The sequence below is a fragment of the Klebsiella sp. HMSC25G12 genome, assembly GCF_001807705.1.
Lineage (GTDB): Bacteria > Pseudomonadota > Gammaproteobacteria > Enterobacterales > Enterobacteriaceae > Klebsiella > Klebsiella variicola.
Map to the genome: position 1 here is coordinate 1 of NZ_KV789854.1, position 24,777 is coordinate 24,777.

At 61.6% G+C, this 24,777-nt stretch carries 21 protein-coding genes and 2 pseudogenes; 7 read left to right on the forward strand and 16 right to left on the reverse strand.

Annotated features, from left to right (window positions below; translation table 11 throughout):
- Window positions 1-69: 69 nt before the first annotated feature.
- Window positions 70-1,245 (forward strand): aminotransferase class I/II-fold pyridoxal phosphate-dependent enzyme, encoded by a 1,176-nt coding sequence (locus tag HMPREF3096_RS08080; protein ID WP_023340043.1) that lies wholly within the window; start codon window positions 70-72, stop codon window positions 1,243-1,245.
- Window positions 1,246-1,291: 46 nt separating this feature from the next.
- On the opposite strand, the gene HMPREF3096_RS08085 is transcribed toward HMPREF3096_RS08080, so the two are convergent.
- The gene (locus tag HMPREF3096_RS08085) at window positions 1,292-2,326 is read right to left on the reverse strand and encodes an NADP-dependent oxidoreductase (RefSeq protein ID WP_032730186.1); all 1,035 of its coding nucleotides are present in this window, start codon (window positions 2,324-2,326) and stop codon (window positions 1,292-1,294) included.
- Between the two features lie 88 nt (window positions 2,327-2,414).
- On the opposite strand from HMPREF3096_RS08085, the gene HMPREF3096_RS08090 reads away from it, so the two are divergent.
- On the forward strand, window positions 2,415-2,963 hold the full coding sequence (locus HMPREF3096_RS08090) for a TetR/AcrR family transcriptional regulator (protein ID WP_023297494.1): 549 nt from the start codon (window positions 2,415-2,417) through the stop codon (window positions 2,961-2,963).
- 56 nt (window positions 2,964-3,019) lie between these two features.
- Here the strand turns inward: HMPREF3096_RS08090 and HMPREF3096_RS08095 are convergent, their stop codons facing one another.
- Entirely contained in the window at window positions 3,020-3,931 is a 912-nt protein-coding gene (locus HMPREF3096_RS08095; protein ID WP_032730185.1) for an NmrA/HSCARG family protein, read from the reverse strand.
- Window positions 3,924-4,794, reverse strand: a pseudogene (locus HMPREF3096_RS08100) (MBL fold metallo-hydrolase). The gene HMPREF3096_RS08095 and the pseudogene HMPREF3096_RS08100 overlap by 8 nt, the downstream one beginning before the upstream one ends.
- 87 nt (window positions 4,795-4,881) lie before the next feature.
- Between HMPREF3096_RS08100 and HMPREF3096_RS08105 the strand changes: the two are divergent.
- The gene (locus HMPREF3096_RS08105; RefSeq protein ID WP_032730183.1) at window positions 4,882-5,805 is read left to right on the forward strand and encodes a LysR family transcriptional regulator; all 924 of its coding nucleotides are present in this window, start codon (window positions 4,882-4,884) and stop codon (window positions 5,803-5,805) included.
- 19 nt (window positions 5,806-5,824) lie between these two features.
- Here HMPREF3096_RS08105 and HMPREF3096_RS08110 read toward each other — a convergent pair whose 3' ends face one another.
- Window positions 5,825-6,730: a LysR family transcriptional regulator gene (locus HMPREF3096_RS08110; protein ID WP_032730182.1), complete on the reverse strand. Its 906-nt coding sequence runs from the start codon at window positions 6,728-6,730 to the stop codon at window positions 5,825-5,827.
- A 138-nt stretch (window positions 6,731-6,868) separates the two neighbouring features.
- Between HMPREF3096_RS08110 and HMPREF3096_RS08115 the strand changes: the two genes are divergently transcribed.
- Together HMPREF3096_RS08115 and HMPREF3096_RS08120 are read left to right on the forward strand one after the other, a co-directional pair.
- The gene (locus tag HMPREF3096_RS08115) at window positions 6,869-7,798 is read left to right on the forward strand and encodes an aromatic alcohol reductase (protein WP_032730181.1); all 930 of its coding nucleotides are present in this window, start codon (window positions 6,869-6,871) and stop codon (window positions 7,796-7,798) included.
- Window positions 7,799-7,823: 25 nt separating this feature from the next.
- Window positions 7,824-8,030, forward strand: a complete 207-nt coding sequence (locus HMPREF3096_RS08120; protein WP_004179576.1) for a YdgH/BhsA/McbA family protein — start codon at window positions 7,824-7,826, stop codon at window positions 8,028-8,030.
- Window positions 8,031-8,080: 50 nt separating this feature from the next.
- Here HMPREF3096_RS08120 and HMPREF3096_RS08125 read toward each other — a convergent pair whose 3' ends face one another.
- Entirely contained in the window at window positions 8,081-8,959 is an 879-nt protein-coding gene (locus HMPREF3096_RS08125; RefSeq protein ID WP_004151595.1) for an AraC family transcriptional regulator, read from the reverse strand.
- A gap of 158 nt (window positions 8,960-9,117) precedes the next feature.
- On the opposite strand from HMPREF3096_RS08125, the gene HMPREF3096_RS08130 reads away from it, so the two are divergent.
- Window positions 9,118-9,873 (forward strand): SDR family NAD(P)-dependent oxidoreductase, encoded by a 756-nt coding sequence (locus HMPREF3096_RS08130; protein ID WP_032730180.1) that lies wholly within the window; start codon window positions 9,118-9,120, stop codon window positions 9,871-9,873.
- 4 nt (window positions 9,874-9,877) lie between these two features.
- Here HMPREF3096_RS08130 and HMPREF3096_RS08135 read toward each other — a convergent pair whose 3' ends face one another.
- Window positions 9,878-10,471 carry a TetR/AcrR family transcriptional regulator gene (locus tag HMPREF3096_RS08135; RefSeq protein WP_008805172.1) on the reverse strand — a complete coding sequence of 198 codons (594 nt, stop codon included), beginning with the start codon at window positions 10,469-10,471 and terminating at the stop codon, window positions 9,878-9,880.
- Window positions 10,472-10,544: 73 nt separating this feature from the next.
- On the opposite strand from HMPREF3096_RS08135, the gene bdcA reads away from it, so the two are divergent.
- Window positions 10,545-11,258 carry an SDR family oxidoreductase gene (bdcA, locus tag HMPREF3096_RS08140; protein WP_032730179.1) on the forward strand — a complete coding sequence of 238 codons (714 nt, stop codon included), beginning with the start codon at window positions 10,545-10,547 and terminating at the stop codon, window positions 11,256-11,258.
- Window positions 11,259-11,324: 66 nt separating this feature from the next.
- Here bdcA and HMPREF3096_RS08145 read toward each other — a convergent pair whose 3' ends face one another.
- The 10 genes and pseudogenes from HMPREF3096_RS08145 to tli1 all read right to left on the reverse strand — a co-directional run bounded on the left by HMPREF3096_RS08145 (window position 11,325) and on the right by tli1 (window position 24,723).
- A complete protein-coding gene (locus tag HMPREF3096_RS08145; RefSeq protein ID WP_047666455.1) occupies window positions 11,325-11,819 on the reverse strand; it encodes a hypothetical protein in 495 nt (164 codons plus the stop codon).
- 106 nt (window positions 11,820-11,925) lie between these two features.
- Window positions 11,926-12,468: a type VI secretion system lipoprotein TssJ gene (gene tssJ / locus HMPREF3096_RS08150; protein ID WP_070544386.1), complete on the reverse strand. Its 543-nt coding sequence runs from the start codon at window positions 12,466-12,468 to the stop codon at window positions 11,926-11,928.
- Window positions 12,446-13,531, reverse strand: coding sequence for a type VI secretion system baseplate subunit TssG (tssG, locus tag HMPREF3096_RS08155; RefSeq protein ID WP_032730177.1), 1,086 nt, complete (start codon window positions 13,529-13,531; stop codon window positions 12,446-12,448). The genes tssJ and tssG overlap by 23 nt, the downstream gene beginning before the upstream one ends.
- Window positions 13,495-15,249 (reverse strand): type VI secretion system baseplate subunit TssF, encoded by a 1,755-nt coding sequence (gene tssF / locus HMPREF3096_RS08160; RefSeq protein ID WP_032730176.1) that lies wholly within the window; start codon window positions 15,247-15,249, stop codon window positions 13,495-13,497. Before tssF ends, tssG begins: the two co-directional genes overlap by 37 nt.
- 90 nt (window positions 15,250-15,339) lie before the next feature.
- Window positions 15,340-16,932: a type VI secretion system protein TssA gene (gene tssA / locus HMPREF3096_RS08165; protein ID WP_032730175.1), complete on the reverse strand. Its 1,593-nt coding sequence runs from the start codon at window positions 16,930-16,932 to the stop codon at window positions 15,340-15,342.
- Window positions 16,929-20,357, reverse strand: coding sequence for an ImcF-related family protein (locus tag HMPREF3096_RS08170; protein WP_032730174.1), 3,429 nt, complete (start codon window positions 20,355-20,357; stop codon window positions 16,929-16,931). The genes tssA and HMPREF3096_RS08170 overlap by 4 nt, the downstream gene beginning before the upstream one ends.
- Window positions 20,341-21,480 (reverse strand): annotated as a pseudogene (locus HMPREF3096_RS08175) (hypothetical protein). The gene HMPREF3096_RS08170 and the pseudogene HMPREF3096_RS08175 overlap by 17 nt, the downstream one beginning before the upstream one ends.
- Complete coding sequence (locus HMPREF3096_RS08180) at window positions 21,477-21,734, reverse strand: PAAR domain-containing protein (RefSeq protein ID WP_002902252.1); 258 nt, start codon at window positions 21,732-21,734, stop codon at window positions 21,477-21,479. The pseudogene HMPREF3096_RS08175 and the gene HMPREF3096_RS08180 overlap by 4 nt, the downstream one beginning before the upstream one ends.
- 20 nt (window positions 21,735-21,754) lie before the next feature.
- Window positions 21,755-24,208, reverse strand: coding sequence for a T6SS phospholipase effector Tle1-like catalytic domain-containing protein (locus tag HMPREF3096_RS08185; protein ID WP_032730173.1), 2,454 nt, complete (start codon window positions 24,206-24,208; stop codon window positions 21,755-21,757).
- Window positions 24,196-24,723 carry a T6SS immunity phospholipase A1-binding lipoprotein Tli1-KP gene (tli1, locus tag HMPREF3096_RS08190; protein WP_032730172.1) on the reverse strand — a complete coding sequence of 176 codons (528 nt, stop codon included), beginning with the start codon at window positions 24,721-24,723 and terminating at the stop codon, window positions 24,196-24,198. Before tli1 ends, HMPREF3096_RS08185 begins: the two co-directional genes overlap by 13 nt.
- Window positions 24,724-24,777: the final 54 nt, after the last annotated feature.

Sequence of the window (24,777 nt, forward strand, 5' to 3'; positions counted from 1 at the left end):
AATTGGTTGTAGCTAAAGATCCTGTACATGAAAGATGGCTAATTATTCGTGACTTAAACCGGGAATGTTATGCCTGATTTTACTGCTTCGCCGCTGGTGGACGCGCTGGAAGAGAATCTGTTCAGCCTGCTGGAAAAACTGGCCGCGGAGGTCAACACCGAAGCGCTACCGCTGATCGATCTTTCCAGCGGCAGTCCGGATCAACCCACCCCGCCGGAAGTGATTGACTCGCTGCAGAGCGCCATTCATCGTCGTGAAAACCATGGCTACCCGTCGTTCTGGGGCAAACCACAGGTCCGCGAGGCGATCGCCCAGTTCTACCGCCGGCAGTATGATGTGGAACTCGATCCGCACAGCGAAGTCGCCGTGTTTCAGGGTTCGCATATCGGCATTGGCGGCATCCCGCGGGCGCTGCTCAGCCCCGGTCAATATCTGATCTCCACCGATCCCTGCTATCCAATTTACCGCTCAGCGGCGCTGCAGTCCCAGGCAACGTTTTATGGCCTGCCGCTCAGGGCGGAGAACCATTTCCTGCCGGATTTTAACGACCTCCCCCGGGAGGTGGCTGACAAGGCCGGGCTGGTGGTGCTTAACTACCCGCATAATCCAACCGGCGCCCTCGCCACGCCGGCGCTGTTCGCCAGCGCTCTGCAATTTGCCCGTCGTCACCAGGTGCCGATCCTCCATGATTTTGCCTATGCGGCCATCGGCAGCGCGGCCAGCGATGCGCCGCTGAGCCTCTTCTCCCAGCCCAACGCGAAAGCATGGGGAGTGGAAACCTATACTTTTTCCAAGACCTTTAATATGGCCGGCTGGCGCTTCGGCTTCGCGGTCGGCAACGCCTCGATTATCCGGGCGTTTAAAAAGCTGCACACCCATAGCTACAGCACGGTGTTTGGCGCGATTCAGGATGCGGCGATCGCTGCGCTCAACCTGCCAGCTGAGCGGATTGCGCAGTTGACGGCGGTCTATCATCAACGTCGGGAGTGGGTTCTGCGTCGACTGGCTGCGCTGCGCTGGCCGGCGCGTGCCGCACAAGGCACTTTCTTCCTCTGGCTCGGCGTGCCGCCCGGCTACCGTTCGCAGGAGTTTGCCCGCCTGCTGCTGCAGGAAGCGCATATTCTGGTGGCGCCGGGCACTGGTTTTGGTGAAGGGGGTGAAGGGTTCATTCGCATCAGCCTCACGGCAGGCGACGACGCGCTGAGCAACGCGCTGGACCGTCTCGCCCGGCTGGCGCTGTTTTAGTCCGCCGCCGGGAGAAGTGAAAACACGTAACCCTGGCCGCCGGGGGTTACTCCGCTGAGGAGTCCATCACCGACAGCACAATTTTGCCCTGCAGACGACCTTGCACCGCTCGCTCGTGCGCCATCTGCGCCTGCGCAAGGGGGAAAACGCTGTCAATCGCCACCCGGATGACCCCGGCGTCCAGCAGGTCGGCAAGCCGGGCGAGCTGCGCGCCGCTGGAGCGTACCTGGGTAGTGGAGACCGTCACTCCGCGCTGTCGCGCCTCTTCCGCCCCGGCAAAACCGAGCGGAAAGACCGGGTACAGCGCGCCGCCGGGCCGCAGGGTACGCAGAAAACGGCCGCTGGCCGGCCCGCCCGGCGCATCGATGACCAGATCCAGGTCACGCACCGCCTCCTCAACCGCAGTGGTCGTATAGTCGATAACGGCATCGGCGCCGAGCTGACGTAAAAAGGCTTCATGGCGGCCCGCGGCGACGGCAATCACCTCGGCGCCCTGCCACTTCGCCAGCTGTACGGCGAAATGACCAACGCCGCCCGCCGCACCGTTGACCAGGACGCGTTTACCCGCCAGCGGCACCGGCCGATGCGGCCCCGGCTGCAGCGGATTCGCCACCTCATGCCCGGGATCGATCATGAACTGCCAGGCGGTGAGGAGCGACATCGGCACCGCGGCGGCCTGCTGATGGCTCAGGGTTAGGGGTTTGCGGGCCAGGTCGCTGACCGGCACGCTAACGTACTCGGCGTAAGCGCGGCTGCCCCCTGCCGCCCCTTCGGGAAAACGCGCCATGGCGTACACTTCGTCGCCGACCGCCACCTCCCGGACGTCATCCGCCCGCGCCACCACCACCCCGGAGAGATCGGTCCCGAGGATCAAGGGAAAGCGGACCTCGGGCCGCCATTCCGGGGGCAGCTGTTGATAGCCATCGCGCAGATAGCTGTCCGGTGGGTTCACGCCCACCGCGTGCACCTGCACCAGCACCTCGCCAGCCTGCAACACCGGCAGTGGCGCATCGTCATAGCTCAGGACTTCCGGCCCGCCAAAGGCGTGCTGTTGAACAGCCTTCATCATCTGCGTCGACATCGCTTTCTCCTCATATGGAAATGCGTTATATTTAACGGAGCACTGTTCCGAATATATGGAGCAGTGCTCCGATTGTCAAGGAACGCCAATGAGAGCTGATGCCAGAAAAAATTATGATCTGTTGATCGACGTGGCCCGGGAAGTGTTTGTGGAGCAAGGCGCCGAGGCCTCGCTGCGCGATATCGCCCGCCGGGCGGGCGTCGGAATGGGAACCCTCTACCGCCACTTTCCCAACCGCGACAGCCTGCTGGAAGCCCTGCTCCGCAGCCGCTTTGCGGCGCTAACCGCCCGGGCTGAGTCGCTTCTGCTCGTCGCCGATCCTGCCGCGGCGCTGCTGGAGTGGCTGGCCGAGAGCGTGGCGTTTACCCATCAGCATCGCGGGATCATCGCCCCGCTGATGAGCGCCATCGACGATCCTGAGTCCGCCCTGCACAGCGCCTGCGTTGCCCTGCGCGCCGCCGGTACGTCGCTGCTGACCCGCGCGCAGCAGGCCGGGCAGGCACGGCCAGATCTCAGCGGAGACGAACTGTTCGATCTGATTGCCGCGCTTGCCTGGCTACGGGAGCAGCCCTCCCATGCCCCGCGCGCAGAGCGGATTTTAGCGGTGCTGGCCGACGCGATCCTGACTGCCGCCTAGCGGCGGCCAGCCACCGACGAGACAGCACGCCTCGAGAGTGACCGGTACGCCAGCCTTTAACGATCAAACGCCCAGCGGGCCCCGCTGGTCAGCGCCCGCTCGAAGGCGGGACGGCCGGGGCCTGCCAGCCAGCCGGCGAAGGTGTGCAGCTGCGGGTGCAGCTGGCGCAGGGCGTTGAGGTCGGCGTGCCCGGCCAGCCGCCCGTCGTCCACCAGCCCGGTCAGCTTGTGCAGAAAAGGACTGGCAGCCAGCACCTCATCGGAAAATCGAGAATAGGGGATCGGCCGTTCCGCCGCCGCGGAGAATAACCCCTCCAGCTGACGGCCGGTCACGCTGTCGCTGGCGATCTCAAACGTCTTGCCGGCAAAACGCGCTGGCGCGGCAAAAACCGCCGCGACAAGATGGCCGATATCCTCCACCGCCAGCACCTGCATCCTCCCCTCCGGCAGCATAAAAAAGTGAAAATGACCTTCATCAAGGCCAAAACCGGGCATCACCAGCAGCTCCATAAAGGTGGCGGGACGCACGATGGTCGCCGCCAGCGGCAGGCGGCGGATATGCCGTTCAATTTCCGCTTTGGTGTCATAATGCGCTACGCCGGTGGGCGTCTCCCCCGCCGCGCTGCCGGAGCTGTACACCAGATGCTTCACCCCGCACTCGACGGCGAGATCGGCGATGGTTATCCCGTAGCGTACCTCCTGCTCATCGGTCACCGTCCCTCCCGGCGAACTGGGCTGGACGCTGAAGACGCCGTCGACCCCGGCCATTGCCGATCGCATTGCCGCCCGGTCTTCAAAGGTACCCACCACCAGCTCGGCTCCCCGTGCCGCCAGCGCGACGGCCCCGGCGGAGAAAGGCTCCCTGACCAGCGCCCGAACCCGCCAGCCGCGGTGCAGCAGCGCCCGCGCCACCGAGCCGCCCTGCTGACCGGTCGCGCCAAAAACCAACACGCTTTGCGCATTATTCATCACTGTTTCCCCTTATCTGCAACTTGTTGCCCGGCCTCTCGCCAGCGATAGTCACCTTGCTTATCCTCCTCCAGCCAGCCGCAGGAAGGCCCGGCAAAATGCCCGGTGAACCATTGAGCATGATGGCTTGCCCCCCACGCCATCATCTCCCGTCGGGAGGCTTCCGCCTGCCGGGGATCGCCGCAGAACGCTGAGTTCCACTGCGGATGGGCAAACTGGAGCGGGGAATGAAGGAGATCGCCGGAGAAACAGGCGTAGTCATCTCCAGCGGCGAGGATCAGCGCGGCATGGTCCGGACTGTGGCCGGGGGTGGGGATAAAGTCGATCCGCCCGCCGACCCGCGGCCGGGCCGCCACATCGACGGTTTCCAGCTGGCCGGCCTCGATCACCGGCAGCAGGCTGTCGAGCCACAGCGCCCGGTAGCGTTCGCTGTTTTTCACCCGCGTCAGCTCTTTTGCCGAGCACAGATACCGGGCGTTGGGAAACAGCGGCACCCAGCGATCGTCCTGCCAGACAGTATTCCATCCGACATGGTCGGTATGCAGGTGAGTCAGTAGCACCAGGGTCACGTCCTCCGGGTTCACTCCCGCGGCGCGGAGATTCTCCAGATACGGCGTGTTAAGTTGATGATAGAGTGGATTGCCGCCGCGCTCCCGACCGTTGCCGGTGGCGGTATCGATAACAATCAGATCGTGGGGGGTCTGCACCACCCAGCTGTGGATCGACAGCGCAATCGACTGAATAACGTTGTCCGCCTCCGCTACCGGGAACGCCTGTGGATAGAGCGCCGCCGGCTGCAGGGTAATCTCGCGCTCCGGCACTTTGAAAATCAGGCTATCGCCTGTCTGGTAAGTTTGCATCACACCCTCCGCGCGCATTGCGCTGGTTGATTTATCGGGGTGAGATTCACTATGCTGCCGGGATAACCCACATTCAAATTGATTATCATAATGAAGAAAATCATTGAAAATGATTTTAGTCGTATCGATCTGAATCTGTTGACGGTCTTGATGGTGCTGTACCGCGAAGGGAGCGTCACCCGCACCGCAGAGGTGTTGCATCTTGGCCAGCCGGCTATCAGCGGGGCGCTAAAACGCCTGCGCGAGATGTTTGACGATCCGCTGTTCGTGCGCAGCGCCAGAGGCATGCTGCCGACGCCGCGGGCGCAAGCGCTGATGACCGACCTGCAGCCGCTGATGGAAAACCTGCATTCGGCGATGTTTGGCGCCGGGGAGTTCGTCCCGGCGCGCGCGCAGCAGCTTTTTCGCATCGGCCTCAGCGACTGGAGCGAACACTGGCTGATGCCCCAGCTGTTACCCGGGCTGATGCAGGAGGCGCCCGGGGTCTCACTGCAGTCGATAGCCGCCGACCCCTTCCAGGTTCGCCAGTTGCTGGAGGAGGAGCGCATTGATGTCGCGGTGTCTGTCAACAAACAGAGCCGCGGGGAGGTGGTCAGCGAGCCAGTGATGACCATGGGAGTCACCACCCTGTGGTCGCCGCAGCAGATCCCCTGTCGCGGGCCGCTGTCGGTGAGCGACTTTGTCGCCTGGGAACATGTGATGGTGGCCTATCGCGAAACCGGCCACGGTGAAATTGACCGCCAGCTCGCCAGCCAGGGACTCGCGCGGCGCGTGCGCTTTGCCACGCAGAATTTCTCCACCTTTCCCCTGCTGCTGACCACCCTGCCGCTGTTCGCCACCGTCCCGCAGGGGCTGGCGCAGCGCTGGCAGGCGCAGTATGCGCTGCGCGCGGACGCTCCGCCGGTAGCGTATCCGGAATTTACGCTGTGCATTTTGCGGCACAAACGCCGGGCGCAGGATCCGGCGCTGAACTGGCTGGTGACGAAGTTAAAACAGGCCATGCGCGGTCAATAACCGGGCCGATGCCCCGGCATCAGGCCTCGCTGAGCGGGGGTTGCAGAACGCGCCTGCTCCAGTCATAAAACGCGCGCACCGCCGGCGGCAGATAGCGGTTTTGCGGATAGACCAGCGACAAGGGAAGATCAGAAGCGGCCTGCTTCAGACAGGCGACCAGCGCCCCGCTCTGCAGATAAGGTTGCGCCAGATAGCTGGCGACGCGGATCAGGCCCAGCCCCTGAATGCCGGCCTGGATATAAGCATCGGTATCGTCAACCACCAGCGTCTCCTGCATACGGATCGCGCGATCACCGTCGTCGAGAGTAAAAAGCCAGTCTATAGTCCGCCCGGTACGGTGGTTCAGGTAGCCCACCGCGCGGTGCTGGTGCAGATCGTCGATGCCCTGCGGGCGGCCGTGGGCCGCGAGCCAGGCCGGCGCGGCGAGGACCATCCAGCGGTAGCGGGCCAGAGGCCGCGCCACCAGGGTGGTAGAATCTTCGATCCGCCCGGTACGGATCACGCAGTCGAATCCCTCCTGGATAATATCTTCCACGTTGTCGCTTGAGCAGAGGATCAGCTCCAGGTCGGGGTACTGCTGCAAAAACTCGCCGATCCTCGGCAGAATGCAGTGGCGGGCAAGGGATTGCGGCATCCCCACCTTGAACCGCCCGGCGGGCTGAGCCGAGTGCCCGGGAAAAGAGGCTTCCATCGCCGCCATCTCGGCCAGCAGCCTTTTACACTCCTCATAATACCGGCGACCCTCCGCCGTCACGCTGAGCTTGCGGGTGGTGCGCTGGAGAAGCTGCGCCCCGAGCCAGGCTTCCAGCTCCTTCACCACCCGCGATACCGTGGAGCGCGGCTGCCCGAGCACCTCCGCCGCACGGGCGAAGCTGTGGGCATCCACAACCGCAACATACAACTGCATGGCATCCAGTCTGTCCATTTCGTACTCCCCCGGCAATTATTATCCCATTATCACGAACAGTCTAACCCGAAATCCTGTTCTTATCGAATGATGCCCGCCCCCCTACACTGAGCCTGTAGCCCGTCAATACAAGGCTTAACTGAGCAAGGAGTCAAAATGAAAACTGATAATCTTAATCATGAGGAAAAGGTATTGGTGCTGGGAGCAGGACAACTGGGCGCCGCCGTTCTCGATGCGTTGGTGCCTGCGGTGATCCAGCGCCAGGGCACGGTCTCGGTTATCGTCTCGCCGGCGGCCAGGGATGAAGCCGGCCAGCTGCGGTCGGCAAACCATCAGGCGCTGGCCGACGCCGGAGCCACCTTCCTCGCCGTCGACATCGCCGGTAGCGCCATGGAGACGCTGGCCGATCAGTTTCGCGGATTCACCACCGTGATTAACTGCATGGGGTTTGTCGCCGGTCCGGGGACACAGCTGAAAATTACCCGCGCGGTGCTGGCGGCCGGGGTACCCCGCTATTTTCCCTGGCAGTTTGGCGTCAATTACGATGTGGTTGGCAAAGGCAGCGGTCAGCCGGTCTGGGACGAGCAGTACGATGTCCGGACCCTGCTACGCGCGCAGCGGGCCACGGAGTGGGTCATTGTCTCCACCGGGATGTTTACCAGCTTTCTCTTCGAACCAGACTTCGATGTAGTGAATTTATCCAACCGAACCCTTCACGCCCTTGGCAGCTGGGATACCCAGGTGACCGTCACCTCACCGGCGGATATTGGCCGCCTGACCACGGCGATTTATCTGCATCAGCCGCGGATCGTCAACGAGGTGGTGTTTGTTGCCGGCGAAACAACCTCTTACCGGCAGCTGGCAGATACCGTGGAGCGCGTAACGCAGCAGACGTTCAGCAAAGCCGTCCACACCCTGCCCGCCCTGCTGGAGCAGCTGCGGACAGACCCGGATGACGCCATGCTGCGCTATCGCGCCGCCTTCGCCCGGGGGGATGGCGTGTGGTGGCCGATGGGCGACACCTGGAATGCCCGCCACCAGCTGCCGACCCAGGACATTGCCGGCTGGCTGCAGACCGCGCGCTGATTTTCTCTCACAGGACAGAATGACGATGAACAAGTTAATTCCACTGATCGTATTGAGTTGTCTGCTGCCCCTGGCGGCAAATGCCAGAACCATCACCGCCACCGGCGATACCCTGGACCATGCGGAGAGCAAAATCCGCCAGCAGGCCGCCCGCGAGGGCGCGACTACCTATCGCATCACTGAAGCGCGGATGGGCAACAAAGTGCATATCACGGCGAAAATCGCGGACTAAACCACCGGCGTCAGGCTCAGGGATGAGCTGCCGCCTGCCCGCGCGCCAGGTCAGGCGCTCATTTTTTCCCGTCGACGATCGCGGCCCGGCGGCGCGCCGTACAGGCGAGCGTATTCCCGGGTGAACTGCGACACGCTGATATAGCCCACCTCCCCGGCAGCCTGGGCAATGCTCATCCCTTCCGCCAACATCAGGCGGCGGGCGTGGATCAGGCGTAACTGCTTCTGAAATTGCAGCGGCGACAGCGTGGTCATGGCGCGGAAATGACGGTGAAAGACAGAGACGCTCATCCCGGCGGCGTCGGCCAGGGCGTCGACGCTGACTGGCTGCATAAAATCCCGGCGCAGCATCGCCACCGCCCGGCGGATCCGCGCCGAATGGCTGTCTACGGCGCCCAGCGCCCGAATGGCCGGCCCGTGGACACTCTGCAACAGCCAGTAATGCAGCTCCCGCCGCAGACCTTCCCCCAGCACCGCCAGCGCCCCCGGTTGATCAAACAGTCTTGCCAGCCGGTAAGCGGCGTCCGTCACATCGGCATTCATCGGTTCGATACCGACGCGGGGCGCCTCATCCGGCCCTGACGGCCCGGCCTCCTGCAGCTCGCGCAGGATAGCCAGGTCCAGCTCCAGCACCAGCGCGTAATAGGGAAAACGCTGACTGGCCTCGGTGATCTGGCTGGTGGTGGGGACATCCGCGGCAATCACCATCGCCTCGCCCGGGCCATAGTCAAAGCTCGCCAGGCCGGTGGTCACGCTCTTGCGCCCCTGGAGCAGCATGGCCACCAGCGGCCTGGCGATGGCCGCCTGCAGGTCGCCAGGATGCAGGGCCCGCACCAGGGTGATGCCGGGAACCGGGGTAACCGCCACCCCGCTGCTATCGACATGAGCATCGGCAAACCGGCGGCAGAGATCGAACAGGGCGTCGCGCATAAGATCCTTTCAGGCAAGTTTTAAAGCCTGAGTATGCGCTATTTCCCGGGAAAAGGGAGTGAACGGAGAGAAATGGGCAAAAAATAACAAGGATTGGGCAACCCGGCCTGACGCGCGGCCCCTATTGTAGAGCCTCAACATACCAGAGAGGACCGAACATGACTAAGATTGCACTTATTACCGGCGCCAACCGCGGCCTTGGCCGTCAGACTGCACTGGATATCGCCCGCCAGGGTGGGGATGTCATCGTCACCTACCGCGGCAATCTCGAACAGGCGGAAGAGGTGGTCGCCGACATCCGCGCCCTGGGGCGCAAGGCCATCGCCCTGCCGCTGGATATGGCGCAAACCGCCAGCTTCCCGGCTTTCGCCGACAGCCTCGGCAGCGCGCTGGCCAGCGTCTGGGGGCGGGCCACTTTCGACCACCTGATCAATAACGCAGGGCACGGCGAATTCGCCCCGCTGGCCGAAACGCGCGAAGCGCAGTTCGACGGGCTGTTTAACGTCCACGTTAAGGGGGTATTTTTCCTCGTACAAACCCTGCTGCCGCTGCTGGCAGACGGCGGACGGATCGTTAACTTCTCCTCCGGGCTGACCCGCGTCTCCTATCCTGGCTTCTCCGCCTACGCTGCGGCCAAAGCGGCCGTGGAGATGCTGAGCGTGTACATGGCCCGCGAGCTGGGCGGGCGCGGCATCACCGTCAATACCATCGCCCCCGGGGCTATCGCCACCGATTTTGGCGGCGGGCTGGTGCGGGACGACGCGGGGGTTAACGCGCAGTTTGCCGCCATGACGGCGCTGGGACGGGTGGGCGTTCCTGAGGATATTGGGCCAATGATCGCCAACCTGCTGCGCGACGATAACCGCTGGGTGACCGCCCAGCGGATCGAGGTGTCGGGCGGACAAACCATCTGACGACTCAGGCTGGCAGGATGTGCTCCAGCGCCAGGCCTGCCAGCCGCACGGTCTCCAGGAGACGCGGCAGACTATCCCCTTCCCGCGCTTTCGCCGACAGGCCAAGCATCAGTGTATCCATATAGTCAGTCACCCGCAGCGCGTCCTGCGGGCGATGGCGGGCGATATACTGCTGGATTTTGGCTCTTGCCGCGGCATGCCATTCGCCAGCCGCCCCTCGGGCGTCAGCATCCTGGCAATGTACCCCCTCCAGCACCAGACAGCCGGCGGCGGCCGGATCGGCCACATAGCGGCGAGCCGCCTCCTGCAGCACGGCGATGAGCGACGCCGCCACCGGCTGGTCGTCTCGCAGCAGGGCGTCGATGGGAATGGCCCCGGTCTGGCTGTAGCGCTGCAGGACGCGGGTATACAGCCCGAGCTTGCTGCCGAAAGCGGCATAAAAACTCGGGGGATTGATACCGAAAGCCTGGGTCAGATCGGCCACGCTCACCGCGTCATAGCCTCGCGCGTGAAAGAGGCGTTGTGCCGTTTCAATGGCCTGTTCCGCATCAAACTGGCGAGGACGTCCCGGAGTACGCCCTGATTTTGTAGTAGTCACTATATTAATCCTTGACAGCCTGTTTTGCCGCAGCATATTGTAATCGTCACTACAATATCATGAGGTACGGGATATGACAGCATTTCACAACAAATCAGTGCTGGTTTTAGGCGGGAGTCGGGGAATTGGCGCGGCGATTGTCAGGCGTTTTGTCGCCGATGGCGCATCGGTGGTGTTTAGCTATTCCGGTTCGCCGGAAGCGGCCGAGCGGCTGGCGGCGGAGACCGGCAGCACGGCGGTGCAGGCGGATAGCGCCGATCGCGATGCGGTGATAAGCCTGGTCCGCGACAGCGGCCCGCTGGACGTGTTAGTGGTCAATGCCGGGATCGCGATTTTCGGCGGCGCTCTCGAGCAGGACAGCGATGCCATCGATCGCCTGTTCCGCATCAATATTCATGCCCCCTACCATGCCTCCGTGGAAGCGGCACGCCGCATGCCGGTAGGCGGGCGCATTATTGTCATCGGTTCGGTCAATGGCGATCGCATGCCGGTGCCGGGAATGGCGGCCTATGCGGTCAGCAAATCGGCCCTGCAGGGGCTGGCGCGTGGCCTGGCGCGGGATTTTGGCCCGCGCGGCATCACGGTCAACGTCGTCCAGCCCGGCCCAATTGATACCGACGCCAACCCGGAGAACGGTCCGATGAAAGAGCTGATGCACAGCTTTATGGCCATTAAGCGCCATGGCCGCCCGGAAGAGGTGGCGGGAATGGTGGCGTGGCTGGCCGGTCCGGAGGCGTCGTTTGTCACTGGCGCCATGCACACCATCGACGGCGCGTTTGGCGCCTGATACTCCAGGGCGGCGGCGCGCGCTTTGCACCGCCGCCGCGGGAACGTCATCGCCTGTCAGGGATTGTCAGGCCAGGCTGTCGACCGCCATAAAAAAGCGATCTTCGGTAAGCATAAGCCGCGCTTGCGGGGGCTGGTGCGCCTTGCGGATCATCCAGCCATCCTCCGGGGCCAGGCTAAGATAAAACACCTCCCGGGAGCCCGCACCGCCGGGGGTCTCGAGACTCAGCGTCACGATCCCCTTTTCCACGCCATCCAACAGCTGCTGCGGCACGATATTGACGCTGCGCTCGCCGTTTTGCAGACGAATGGCCGGGATATCGTAGCGGCAGATGCCGTTGTTGAGGCTGTAGCCAAGGGTACTCAGGTCGTGGAGATGGCGGGTCGAAATCACCACCTCAATACCGGTTCCATCAAACCACTGACTTATCTGCTGAGCCAGCGCCGCCATCTGCTGACGAAACCTGGCGATATCCGCGGCGACCGACCCGTCGAGGGCCGCTGTCCGCCGCGGATTTTGCTGTTGCTGCAGTTTCTTAAAAAAACGTTCCCTCGCTGTCACGTTATCTCCCTGTACTGTGGTGAAGATGGTTATCGCCCGTTCGCTGGTTACGAAGATTGAGGGCGAACTGGCGCGATGGCCCCGCCGCAAATGTTTGTTTTCGACATTACTTCGCCGCTTCAGACCTGAGCCGTAGCTGGTTGCGTTCGGCGGTGAAAATGCGCGGCTTGTCCGGATCCAATTCCTCACGCCCCAGCACCTGCTTCCAGATATTTCTTTCGGTGTCCGGATGGCGGAACAGGCCGACAACCGCCACGAACGTCGCCTCCGCTTCCAGCGGCATATTCAGACTGGCATCCCCTCCGGGACTGATCACCACATCGCGACTGGCGAGGAGATCGGCGGCGAGCAGAATATCCCCCTCCTCCAGCAGCTGCTGGTAAACCAGCCGGTCAAAGGTCTGGCGATCTTTAAGCTGATAGATGCGCACCACCACCGGTTCAGAGAGCGAGTGATTCTCTCTGGCATCGGTGTTGAGCGCTTCACGCGCGGTAAAGTCCAGATGCAGCGTATTAATTTGCTTATAAAAAACGGCGTTGAAGGCATTTTTGGTCCCCTCCGAGACACGCTGGGTGAGCCCGCACCCGCTCAGACAAAGCGCAAGCAGGGGCAGCAGGCAGGCGGTTTTAGTCAAACTTGTACGTAACACGTCGGTTTCCTTGTAGAAAGGTGGCAGGCTGCAGGCCCGTATAGGTACCCAGCTCGGTGGTAAAGGTCTGAGGAATATCGTCCTGACACTCGCCCTCCCCCACACCCAGCACGCCGTTCATACCGAGCCAGAACGGCTCGTCCCCCAGCGGCGGGACAGCCAGCAGTCGGGTCGGCGCGGTCAGGGTGATGTTGGCCCGGAATCGCCAGCCGAGGTATACACGCAGCAGGATGAGAAAGTCCCGAAACAGCGGGCCGTCAGGCTTCCAGCCCTGCGCCTCCGCGGGATTGTCGGTGGTAAGGGCGACGAGGAGCTGGCTGCTGGCGTCCATCGCTTCGTCACCCAGCGGCATATTGCCGTCCAGTAAGAAGTCGTCATCGCCGTAAAACCCCAGCGGCTGACTGATCGCCACCGGACGCAGGCTGTACGGGCTCACCCTGACGGTGGTCTCCGGGGCCAGCAGGGTGACCAGCGCCTGGATCCCCTGCTGGGTTTTGCCAGGCTGCCGCAGCACGCCAGTTAGCGCCAGAAAGCGCGACGCCGGCGAAGCGATATGCTGCGTCGTGCCGGGGATGCCCAACCCCGCCAGGCCCAGCAGCGACTGCGAGAGACGATCGGTGCCGCCAGGCTCAAAGGTGGCGGGCCAGGAGTATTTCCGCCAGATGCGGTAAAACTGCGTCATGATCCGGTGGCTGAAGATATCCAGTAAGCCCTGCAGCGCTTCATGCCCTTCCCTGCGCTGGGCGATATCATCGAGATATGCCGTCGGGAGCGGCGAATCGACACCGTACAACCCCATAAAGGTGGTGCGAATGACCGGCGGCCCGCAGTCATCAGCCTCATCGTATTCCACGGCTCTGAGTTCGCTGGCCGGGAATCCCATCCCCGGATGCGGGTAAAAACGCACCGGATCGTCAGCCGGATGGCTGGTCGCCCCCATCAGCTGTTGGCCGGGACGCCGTTTTTCCAGAAGCTGGCAGAAGCGGTAAAAATTGATCCGCGGCAGGTCGGCTTCCAGCCGCGGGTTCAGCCGGGAATGCGTCGGCTGTGCTTCTCTTCCCATTCCAGTCGTTCTCCGGTTGGTTGCAGAATGATAATCAGGCGGTTGAACAAGTAGATGTCGGTGTAGAGCGCAAAGAAGCGGCTAAGCATCTCGCCAAACAGGCATATGTCGCCTCGTCCGGCAAAGCCGTGACTGTCGAGGGTGACTTCAATCTGCACGCCGCGCACCAGATGGCCCTGCGCAAAGCGCTCTGTTGCGCGGTGATTCACGTCGAGGATGGCTTCCAGACGCCGACGATTCATCTCGCTGTCGGTCCATTCATACAGCGCCAGGGTGCCGCGCAGGACTTCAGCGTTGTCCATCAGGGAAAGAAAACTGCTGCCCAGATGGCTCAGCACCCGCCAGTGAAAGCGGTCCTGGGCCGGGGGATAGCACGGCAGCGTTGGTGCGCAGAGGTTACGCACCGCGACGCTGGCGGAAGTGGTTTTCATCACCGTATCGAGTACGGTGCTCTGCAGCGCGCGACGCGGCAGTTGGCCGTTAGTTCCGGTGAGGGTCAGCGACAGGCTTTCATCTTCCGGTACGGTATGATTGTCAAAGGCTTCCCCGCCGACGATAAGCCAGGTGTTGTACAGCCCGGAGGGGCCACGGCGCACCCGGGTATGATAGTAATAGTCCGCCGCGTCATGACGCATCATGCCGCCTTTGTGGCGAAAACTTGAGAACGGCGCGTAAACCTGCTGGTGCGAGGAGATCACGGAATCGACGGTGTAAATTTCGGTGTGGCCGTCCTGCACGCGCATCGGGCGCAGCGGGTATTCGGTCTGCAGGGAATTGATGGTCAGCGGATCGGACTCCAGCGGAAACAGGTTGATCACTGGCACGCAGTGCAGGCGCAGCTGCTTTTCGCTGAAGCGGAAGTCATGTTCCCAGCGTTCCGCCAGCACGACGTCGATTTCAAACCACGCCAGTCCGGCCGGAAAAGCCACCGTCTCCAGCCCGCGCAGATCGATGAACATGAACTTTTCGCGGAAGGTAAAATACTCCAGCAGCAGCTGGTAACCGCGAAAACTGCGGCCATCTTCAGGCCAGAGGCTGTCCTCCTCGCCAAATCCCAGCGCGCTGAAATACCCGTCCAGCGGCCTTCTGTCCACCTCATCGGACATGCGCAGCCACATCCGGGCTACATTGAGGGTAAAGGCCTCGTGCATGGCGCAGGCCAGCGGCGCATCGGCGTTGCAGTAGAGCGGGATATGACTGAGATCGACCCGGCTCCAGTCCGTCAGCTGGCTGCAGTTAAAGCGCAGCGTGATCACTGACCGGCCATCCGTATCGGTGGCCAGCCGGGCGTGCTCAAGAGATAACGGCTGCAGAGCGATCGCTTTGGTGGTGGTGTACCGGCAGCGCGTGCCCTTTTCACCGATCGGCCGGGAAAGCACTTCAAAGCCTTTGGCCATCGTCATCGGCTCTTTCATTTCCGGCCAGTCGGGGGTGAACTCCACGACCGACATCGAGGGAATGGTACGTAAATAATGGGGCCACAGCAGACTGACCACGCCTTCGGTCAGCTCAGGCAGATCGTCATCGAGTTTCTCGCGCATGCGGCCCATCAGGAAGGCAAAACCTTCAAACAGGCGCTCGACAAAGGGGTCGCGGGCGCCCGCTTTGTCGAGATTGAGCATTGCCGCCTGCTCAGGATGAGCACGGGCAAACTCTTCACCCGCTTCCAGCAAGTAGCGCATTTCAGCGTCGTAATAACGCAGGGTTAAATCGTCCATAAATCACCAGAATGAGTAATAGCTTTCAGATATGCAGAAAACCGCAGGTGCAGGGAGTGCAATGTGAATGATGCGTGAATGATGCGTGAATTATGCGCACAGCACCGCAGCGCGAGCGGGATCCAGAGCGATGAGCCCGGCAAGCAATGACTCCATTTCTGGCAGCAAGCGATTTTTTTCTGCCTCACTGCGCCCGGCCTTGCCTCTGAGCAGCCGGAGTCGGCGGGCTTTGACCTCAAAGATAAGCTCCGGCTTCCATTGTTCGAGCGTCATTTCCCGGGCATGGCTGTCGAGTTCCGCCAGCAGATGTAGCGCCATTTCATTTTTTCCGTACTGCTCGCTGACCCGCGCCATCAGTAAGCGCATCAGCCACCGATTGCGGCTGGTGGTATAGCCCGGCTGCGCCTGTAACCAGTTCAGCGCCGACTCAATACCTTCATCGTCCGCGCGGGTGAGCACTTCTGGCTCCAGCGACAGCACCTCATCAGCGCTGGTCGCCGCCATTACCGGCTCATCTTGCCATCCGGCCATCTCATCCAGAACACGCTCGTTAAGCCAGTTGAGCGTTACTTCATCGGCGAATGGCGTACCATCGTTAAACGCCAGGGTTTCCAGCCCCGGCAGACGAGCCAGTAGCCCTTTCATATCCCGGCACAGGATATCGGCCCGTACACTGTCAGCATCCAGTTTCAGCAGCGCCTGCCAGGCGTACCACTGCACATCCAGCCACAAGTGGTTGACGCCTTGCGCCAACAGCGTGTCCGTATGCTCCAGCAGTTCCGACCAGCTTTTCTGTAAATACAACCGCTTAAGATGGGCTTTACTCTCAGGCTTGGGAGGCAATAGCCGGGTCCGGCCCGTGGCATCCAGCGGCGGTAACTCCGTTAACGTATCCCAACGCACACTCTTCATCAGATGATGACCTGCCAGCCATCCGCCGGGACACTCACGCAGATATTTCGCCAACACCTTAGCCTGATCGAGCAAATCACGACCTGACGTGACGGTATGCATTACCGGCGCGGTGTCTGCATGTTGGGGTAGCAGATCGTGTTCTTCGCGGCTGGTCTGCGGCACCAGACTGTGGGCTCCGCCGCTTTGCACCAGGCGATTCTCCAGTATCTGATATAGCCCGGAAAGATCGGGGCGAGATGCTTCAGCCAATCCGGCAAAAGAGGCTTCCGTGAGCAATAACGCCCCGATAATGACCTGCATAGTGGTCATGTCGACTTCCGGATAAAGAGACAGACTGTCCGACATCCGGCGACTGCCAAGCCATTCCAGTGCCGATTTACAGCTACGTTCACGCTGGGGATGGAGCATAGCCCCAAACCGCTCAAGCATTGCCGCCAGCAGCGTAACGCCCTCCGCCAGACCGGTTTCGCCATCCCGCTGCAGACGCGCCCACACGTAAAAGGTGATCACGCGCAGATCCTTGCAGGTCTGAGTCAGCAGTTTTTCTGCCAGCTGGCAAATCAGCTCGGTATCGACACCGGAGATCTTATTGACCTCCTCGCGGATACGCTGAAAATCATCGTCATAGCCCGGATCGCTCCCGGTGGGCTGGGTGTCACTGATTGGCGCAAGCCAGGACTGCCACTGCGCCTGGCGTGACCGGGCCTGCTGGCGCAGTACGCTTTCATCCAACTGACTGGCGGCAACCAAATTTTGTAAAATACTCATAATTCCATCTCATCCATGTCACTATTCCCTACCCCCGTCGTCAGGGCCTGTGCGCTCTCAGCCGCATCGACACTAAAAATCTGATCCGGCAGGGTCAATCCGCGCAGCGCCAGAAGCGCCAGCGGGCCGCTCCCAAGCTGGGAGCGCAATACCCACTGCAGGGTGCGGCCATCCGGAGCGGTGAAGCTCATCATCCACTGGCTGCGTTCGAGTTGCTGGCGTTTACCCTGCTCCAGCCAGCGAATAAAGCCCCAGGTACCGCTGTAGTCACCAAACAGACGCGTGCCCGCATTGACGGTGGTCCAGGTCAGCAGAGTGCCGGGTTTATACGTCTCCCCCGGCCAGCGGAAAGTCTGCCAGTCGGCAATCTGATTGAAATAGCGCAGCTTTTGGCCGTCTATCGTCAGCTGTGTCTCCACAACCTCCGGGGCAGGCCTGGCCTGTAACTCAAAGCTGATCCCCTGGCTGCCGTCGGTAAAAAGAATGTCGGACAGCTGGCTTAGCTGGTTGATGGCGCGCAGAAAGGCCGGATTAAAGACCAGGCCGTGGCTGTTGACCTTATCCGGCACCCACTGACTGCCTTCTTTATGCAGGACACCGTTCAGCTCCGTCGTGAGAAAACGTTCGATCCGCCCGCTGTCCTTGCGCACAAACTCAGCCAGCATCGGCAGCGAGGCGTCACTTTTGCTGGCGGCAAACGGAAAGCGTCCGTCAAAGGCGGTGTGCCAGTTGGCGACCACCGATCGGCGCCATTTGTCATTCAGACTGGCCGCCGACGGCAGAAGCACGGTTTCCCAGGCCTGCGTCAGCGGCTGCACAAACAGAGTATTACCGAAGCCACTCCACTCTTCGCCAAGACTCGCCGAAATCAGGCTGCCATACTGTTGCGTGTCGGTCAGGTCGACGCTTTTCCCCTGGAAGACGGTCTGCGCCAGGGTTTGCATCATCTCCTGCGGATCGGAGGCATTCGCAACCTGCTGCAGGCGCAGGCGCACGCGGGTGATACGTGTCAGATAGGTTTGCAGGCTCAGGGTGCTATCGGCCGACATGACGTTGCTGCCCGTGTTTTTCCCCATCAGCTGGAGCAGTGGGCCGAACGTGTCATCCAGAGGCCCCTGCGGGCCGGTTGCCGACTGGTCGATGACCGGCTTGTCTTTCCCGCCCACCAGGTCTTTGGCCGATTTAATAAGGCTGTCCGACAGCCCCTCCCTTTGTTGCCCCGCCTGCCCCTGCCAGGCAAGGGTATTCATCAGGGCAATCAGCGGCGACTGGCGGACATCGCTTATTAGCGTGAGCTGGTCGGTAACATCGGCGATATTGGTCGTCGGGTTGAGTCGCAGACTGTTGAGAAAATTCAGCCAGCTGCCAGCGAAATCGGTGAAGTAGCGTCGGGTCAGACGCGCTTTCAGCGCCTCCGGCGACAGGTCTGTCGACACCGTTTTGCGCGAATCGCTCAGCACCCAGTCGATTTCCTCCCGGCGCGAGCTGGCTGCCTTATCAATGGCCTGCTGAATGCCGCCTTCCCATGCCTGGCGGGTAAACATCCCCGGGACCACTTCATCGGTGGTAAACAGGCGGCGCGCGTCGGTGTCACTGGTCATGTCTTCCAGCGACACATCGGCAAAATTACGACGCACGGATTTGAGCATGTTCTCATATAAGGTGCTTTCGGCATTGCGGCGACCTAGCTGCTGCAACAGAACCTGACGGCTCTGACTCACCCGTTGCGCATCCGGGATGATCTTCCACTCTGGCCGCTCGGGCAGCAGGGAGAGATAAAAGGCCCACAAATCCGGCGCCAGACTTTGCCACAGACCGGTCGAGATCCCCATTCGCGTCGGCTGGACCGCTTTCATGGTCTGCGCGAAAAATGCGCCATCGGCTTTATCCGGACGAGCCATCATCAGCCAGGCTTTCAGCTGGTCATAGCCCGGTTTCGCCAGCTGGGCTCGTTGGTCGCTATTGGGGGCGGAGTTGACCAGCGCGCTGAGCGCCTGCTGCAACGCGGCATTGGCCGGGTCACGTATCAGGCGATGATTTGCCACACCGTACCAGGGCAGGACGGCGTTTAATAGCTGCTGATGATGGTCCAGACCAAAGCGCCGATACCAGGGAGCGCCCTTCTGCCCATCGTGCACGAGACGGCCGGCCTCATTGCGCAGGGCATGGAGGGCCGTCAGTTGATAGTCAGAAACAGAGGGGTGGGCCACCAGGTCGCGGGCTTTTCCCGCGACTGTAGCAATCTGGCTGTAATTAAGGGCAAAGGAGAGCAGCAGTCCCGCTGCCCACAGGCCGAGGATGGCCAGCAGACCGCACGCCAGGCCCCGCTCCCATGCCATTCCCACGTGATGCCCGCGTAAACGGCGGCAGTCATCGACGATCCCCTGCCAGGTCGCGGGCAGCGTCAGGAGATGAGGCTGGTTCGCAGGCAGGGCATCAGCTTCCTGATACGGATCTACGGTACGAGGCTCTGGCAGGCTAAACATCAGGCCACGCAGCGCAAGCCGCTGCCGCGAGGCGGTCAGCCACGGCGCCAGCTGCCAGCGCCATTGCGCGATCCCCCCGTCGATAAGCCGCTGCCCCAGACGCAGCAGAAAGTCGTGGCGGGTATCTGCTGCGATCTGGCGCATCCCCTGCTCCCGCAGCGTGGGCAACATCTGCGCAAGCTGACGGGCGACATCGTCCTCGGTAGCGCGTAACGGGAAGCTAACGCCTACCGCCTGCACCGCGCGGTCAGCCTGCGGCCACTCACTATCGCACAGTTTCCACAGCCAGACCGGGGCGGCATAGCGCAGCAGTTCGCTGATTTTTTCCAGCCCACGCAGATCGCTCTCGCTTATCTGCGGCGTCAGGGTCAGAGACGACGGCATCACCCGCACAATCCCGTCCAGAGGACGGCCACGGCGCAGCTTGCGCAGCGCGGCGTATTTTTCTTGGTCGGGCTCTGTGATCAGGTTACCGCCGTAAATCAGCACAGTGCGGTTACCTTCAAGCCACTGCTGCTGACGCAGACCAGGCGCCAGTTGTTCGATTGCTGCATCGTCCCCGGTAACCAGCAGCAGGCGGACTTTGCGGCGCCAGCGCAGGCGGTAACGTGCGTGAAGGTGCTTTTTCAGCGGGGCATAAAGGGCTTCGCGCCCGGCGGGCCTGGTGGGTTGCCGCACAGGCGCTGCTGAAGGCTTAACCTTATCTTTTATCAGCAGTCGAAAGGCCATAAACCCCAGTACCAGCAGGCTGAGTGCCATCCCCCAGATAATAAAGCCCGTGGCGATAAGCGGGCGCAGCGTTTCCCACTGCGTGGCACGATCCATCGCCCACAGCCACCATGCCAGCCCGCCCAGGAGCACCAGAAGCGTGACCGCAGCAATACAGACGATAACCGTAGCCGCCACAGAGATAGCGGCAGGTTTATTGACGTTGTCCATCAGGTTTTACAATTCCAATTGCGAGGGTATTCAAGGGATCGCGGGCTAGCCAGCCACACGGTTGTTGGTAGTGCGCGGCGTAGATCGCCGCCAGCGACAGAACGGTCAAGCCTTCCATCTCGCCGATGTCTCCCCAACAGGCATCCTGGCGATATAGGTTAATATCCCAACCGCTATGCGCCAGCGCTTCCAGTCCCGGCTGAAAAAACAGCGCACAGGCTTCCGGGGGGCCGCTCAGTTCGTTCTGCTCCAGCACACGAGCGGCTACAGCAGTCAGGGCCTCCCCTTTTTCTGCGCAATAGGTTTCCCCCCTGGTCAGGTGCACCGGACCGTCCCGTCCGGCGAGCCACAGTACCGCAGACTCTCCGGCGGGTTGCACCGCCCCCGTCCGGGCGACAACCACCTGACATCCGGCGATAAGCACAGTGTCATCGGGGTCAGCTTCCGCCAGAGTGTGTGCTATCTCCGCGAGGCTGGCCTCCCCACGCCAGGCATACGGGCGTGAGGGTAGTGTCATCTGCGCAACAGTGAGGGTCATCTGTGCACGAAACGCCTGCCAGGCGAGCTCCGTTCCCTGCCAGTAGCAACGCAGCGGCGGCGTAAGCGTTCTTTCACTGCGCTGTCGTTGCCATTCCATCACCAGTAGTTCCGCCAGCCGTTTTTCGCGGGCGATAGCCTCAGAAACTGAAAGGTATGGCGCTCACAGCGCCCTGCCGCCGCCCTCGTTCTCTTCCTCTGGCGGACGCTGGTGACGGCTTAGCACCCGCAGCCAGTCAGTGGTCGTTTTGCCCATGGGCCCCAGCAACAGACCTTCCTGTAACCCGATCGGCTGCCGATGCTCCGCCCACCATTGCTGTTGTTCGTATGCTACCAGTTGGTCATAGAACCTGGCGTTATGCACGCTCATGCGGTAGTACAGCAGCCGGATCAACCAGCCGGTACCCGCCAGCACCAGAGCCAACAGGATCCCGGTGGCGGCCAGGGCGCTTTTTCCTTCTGCCGAGGGAAGTAAAGCGCTGACCCCGCCGCTAAGCAGGACCAGCAGGGCCGAAGCCGATAGCCACCTGGCCGTACCAGGCGGTCGCGCGTCTCCGTACGGGGGATACTCCGGTACCGGCCTCACTGATCAACCCCGCAGTCTGGGTTAGAGCTGACCAGCGTGCAGCCGCAGGCGCAGCGATGACCGTGCAGCGCAACCGGCTGGCCATCAATCGTGGTTCGTGCGCTGCCTTCAGCAATGGTCGTCATACCGTGTTTGTTACACTTGACCGGGTCGCCCTTGCAGGCGAATCCCAGACCAAAACACTGATAATGCCCCATCAGCACCCTGCCCCCATACTCCCGCAGGGTATCGCCTTTGCGAATGACTTTATTCATCGGATCCTCCTTATCCGCGTTCAGACCGTTGTCGTCAGAACGTCCTCCAGCCAGCTGGCCGGCAGCGCGGCTTGCCCCCGCGCCAGCTGCTCTTCCGCTTTCCGCGCCTTTTGCTGTGCGACAACGGTTCCCGGCTCGTGGGTAAATGCCCGCAGCTGCGCCCCTCCGGGCAGCTCCGGCAGCGCTTCCCCGGTTATCTTGTCCAGCACCGCCACCTCCAGCGAGCGCACGGCGCCTGTCGCGGCCAGCCCGGCCAGCTTGCCGGTCAGGCGCTTTTGCCGGAAACTGAGCACGACACCCGCGGTCACGGTCGCAAAACCCACCAGGTCTCCGGCGAGCACCAGCGGCGAGAGCGGTTTACTGCAGCGCTCGCTGAAGTAAATCATCCGGTAGCGGAAGTAGCCGGTCCACATCTCGCGCGTGCCGAGCGCGGCATACATAAACCAGGCGCGTGAATCATGCACCTGATCATCAAACAGCGCCCTCACCAGCCCGGCAGGCTGCTCCGCGTTGCTGGCCTCGCCGGCATCGGGAAAGAGGACGGCCACCCGGGCCTCTCCGTCACGCTTCATGCGCCGGTATTCCTGCGCTTCATCATCGGTATTGAGGACGAAAATCACCGGCTGCAGCACGGTATCCAGCACCAGCTGCGCCAGGTTATCCGGAATACGGTAACCGTCGTGGTAATCCTTTCCGAACTCCTTCGCCGCGTCGAACAGCTGGGTTTGATCCATCTTTGGGTCAAAATCCTTCACGCCCGGCTGCAGAACCAGCTCATCCATCCTGTCAGGAGGCTGGTTTGCTATCTGGTTCTGGCGAGCCCTGAGCACCGCCGCCTGTTTTTCATCACGAACCTCTTCTGCCGCCTTACGCGCGGCAGGCAGCGCGTCGGTATTCGTGGCGCGCTGATAGAAGGGCGTTTTCAGCATCGAGCCTCTGGCATAGCGGTCGATGCGCCAGGCGGTGATCCAGGCCATCTGCTCAGCAATGACGGTTTCCAGACTGCCGCCGGCGGCAGGTGGTTCGTAGTGAGAGGTTGCTTCGGGATTGAACGTTTTCGGCGTGGTTTGACCCAGAGTGAGTTCGCGCCAGGCGTTGAAGCGGTTGACTAGTTTTTCATTAATTCCGTATTGCTCAATAAGTTCAGGATGCATAGCACGCCATGCATCTTTTTTAAGATCGACAGGCAGCGTGTCAACAGGAACTTTCAGAGGGGCCCCAGCCTGGAAGCTGGCAGAGTAAAGATCATTTAAAACTATCTGCGAAAGCAATAGACGGTCATCACTACCATTCGCTTTCCCCTGATCCCCCGGCGGATATCCTCCACCAATATCCGAGTGCATCCCCGGGTAAACCACCTCTCTGGCACAGGGCGGGTATTTGCCGTTTGCCCGCCGCACCGAGTCCAGCGGAAAGCAGAGACGCTGCTCATGCCCGGAAACCAGGTGAACACATTTTTTTATCAGCCCGCCATAGGTTTCATCATCCGGCAGCTCCATCGTGCCGTCTGCCCAGGACATATGCCCGTCGGCAACCGGCACCACATGCGCCACCCCGACGGAGGCCACCGTATCCAGCAGCCCGAGAAACTCCACGCTGACGGGCAGCTGCATCCCGCCTGTCTGCAGGCACTGCGGCGGTTTTTCACCTTCCGCCGCCGGCGGGGGCAGCAGTTCGCTCAGCCAGCGCACAAAGGTGCGCGCCGCTGCCGCGCCGCGGGAAAAACCATAGACATACAGCTTGATGCCTGTCAGTTTCGGCTTGCCCGGCTCAGGCTGAATAATCAGGGGCTTCAAATCAGAGGCCAAATCATTCAGCAAACGAGTGAACTCTTCATAGCGGTTATGGCTGCCGCCAAACCACAGCCGGTTCCAGCTGGTACCCATTTTTTTGAGGGATTCACGGCTGGCTCCTTCGGACAGCTTTATGCTGTTGTTTTCCTTGTCCTTACTCAGGCGCATTAGCACATCAATAATCCGCAGCAGCGCCCAGTTAATCCGATCCTCCCCCTTAACTGCCCCCACCAGACCCATGGTGGAATAGTCCGGGTCATTCACTTCCGGGAAGGGGGTGCCCACGCCGGGAATATAAAACTTGAAGTATTTTCCTCCACTGTCTTTTACCCCATCCAGCGGCATCTTTTTGGTATCAGTGACGCCGCCGGCGGTGCCGTCGCCAATGGTGGCGCGAAACAAACGCGCGATATTGGTCGGGTGCTTCGGGTTCGCGATAAAAAAGTCATGATTTAAGTTATTGCCGGTACCGTCGAAAAACAGGCTGATGTGCAGTGTCTTGCAGCACGGCGGCTCCACGCGCCGTCCGGCAGCCAGGCACAGTTCCTGGTGATAGCGCCGCTCGTCGCTGTTCTGCTGATGGCAGTTCTGCCCAACCTGCAGCGCCCGGCCCGGCAGACGTCCCTGCGGCGGAAACGGCGGCGGGACCCAGGCGGCATGGGTTTCGGTTATTTCGGACATACGGCGGGCTCCTTCATCCTGACGGGCTCTTTTATCGGGTACGACAGACTGCCGTAGGTGTAACAGCTGGTGGTCACCTTCACGTCATCGCAGGGTAAAAAGTGCACCGTAATGCCGCACACATCCTGGCCGTTATAGTCGGGCAGCGGGACAGTTTTGCTGTGCTGCCGATGACTGGCTTTTATTTTCTTTTCCCATTCAAGATATTTATTCCAGTTTTCATATCCCGGGAAATCATCAGTTGAAGCTTCCCCACTTTCCCAGTCAATGCGTACCGTCATACCCGGCGTCCAGCGGGCGGGCACGCTGAAGCAGCAGCCGCCACCGCCACCCTGAAACGGGCCTATAATGTCGATCCCCGACTGGCCGTTGACACTGAAGTGGTTTATTGCCCATTTTGTGTGGTTGATGGCGTCAATGGTGCCACCGCCGCCTCCGGCCTGTGCGGCTGGCTGTGCACAGCCGGTTAACAGCAGCAGACCCGCCAGCAGCGGGCTGATTAATGCAGATTTCATCGGACTCTCCCTGTCGGTTTGAGGGTAATGAAGAGAGGGGTGTACTCAGCCAGA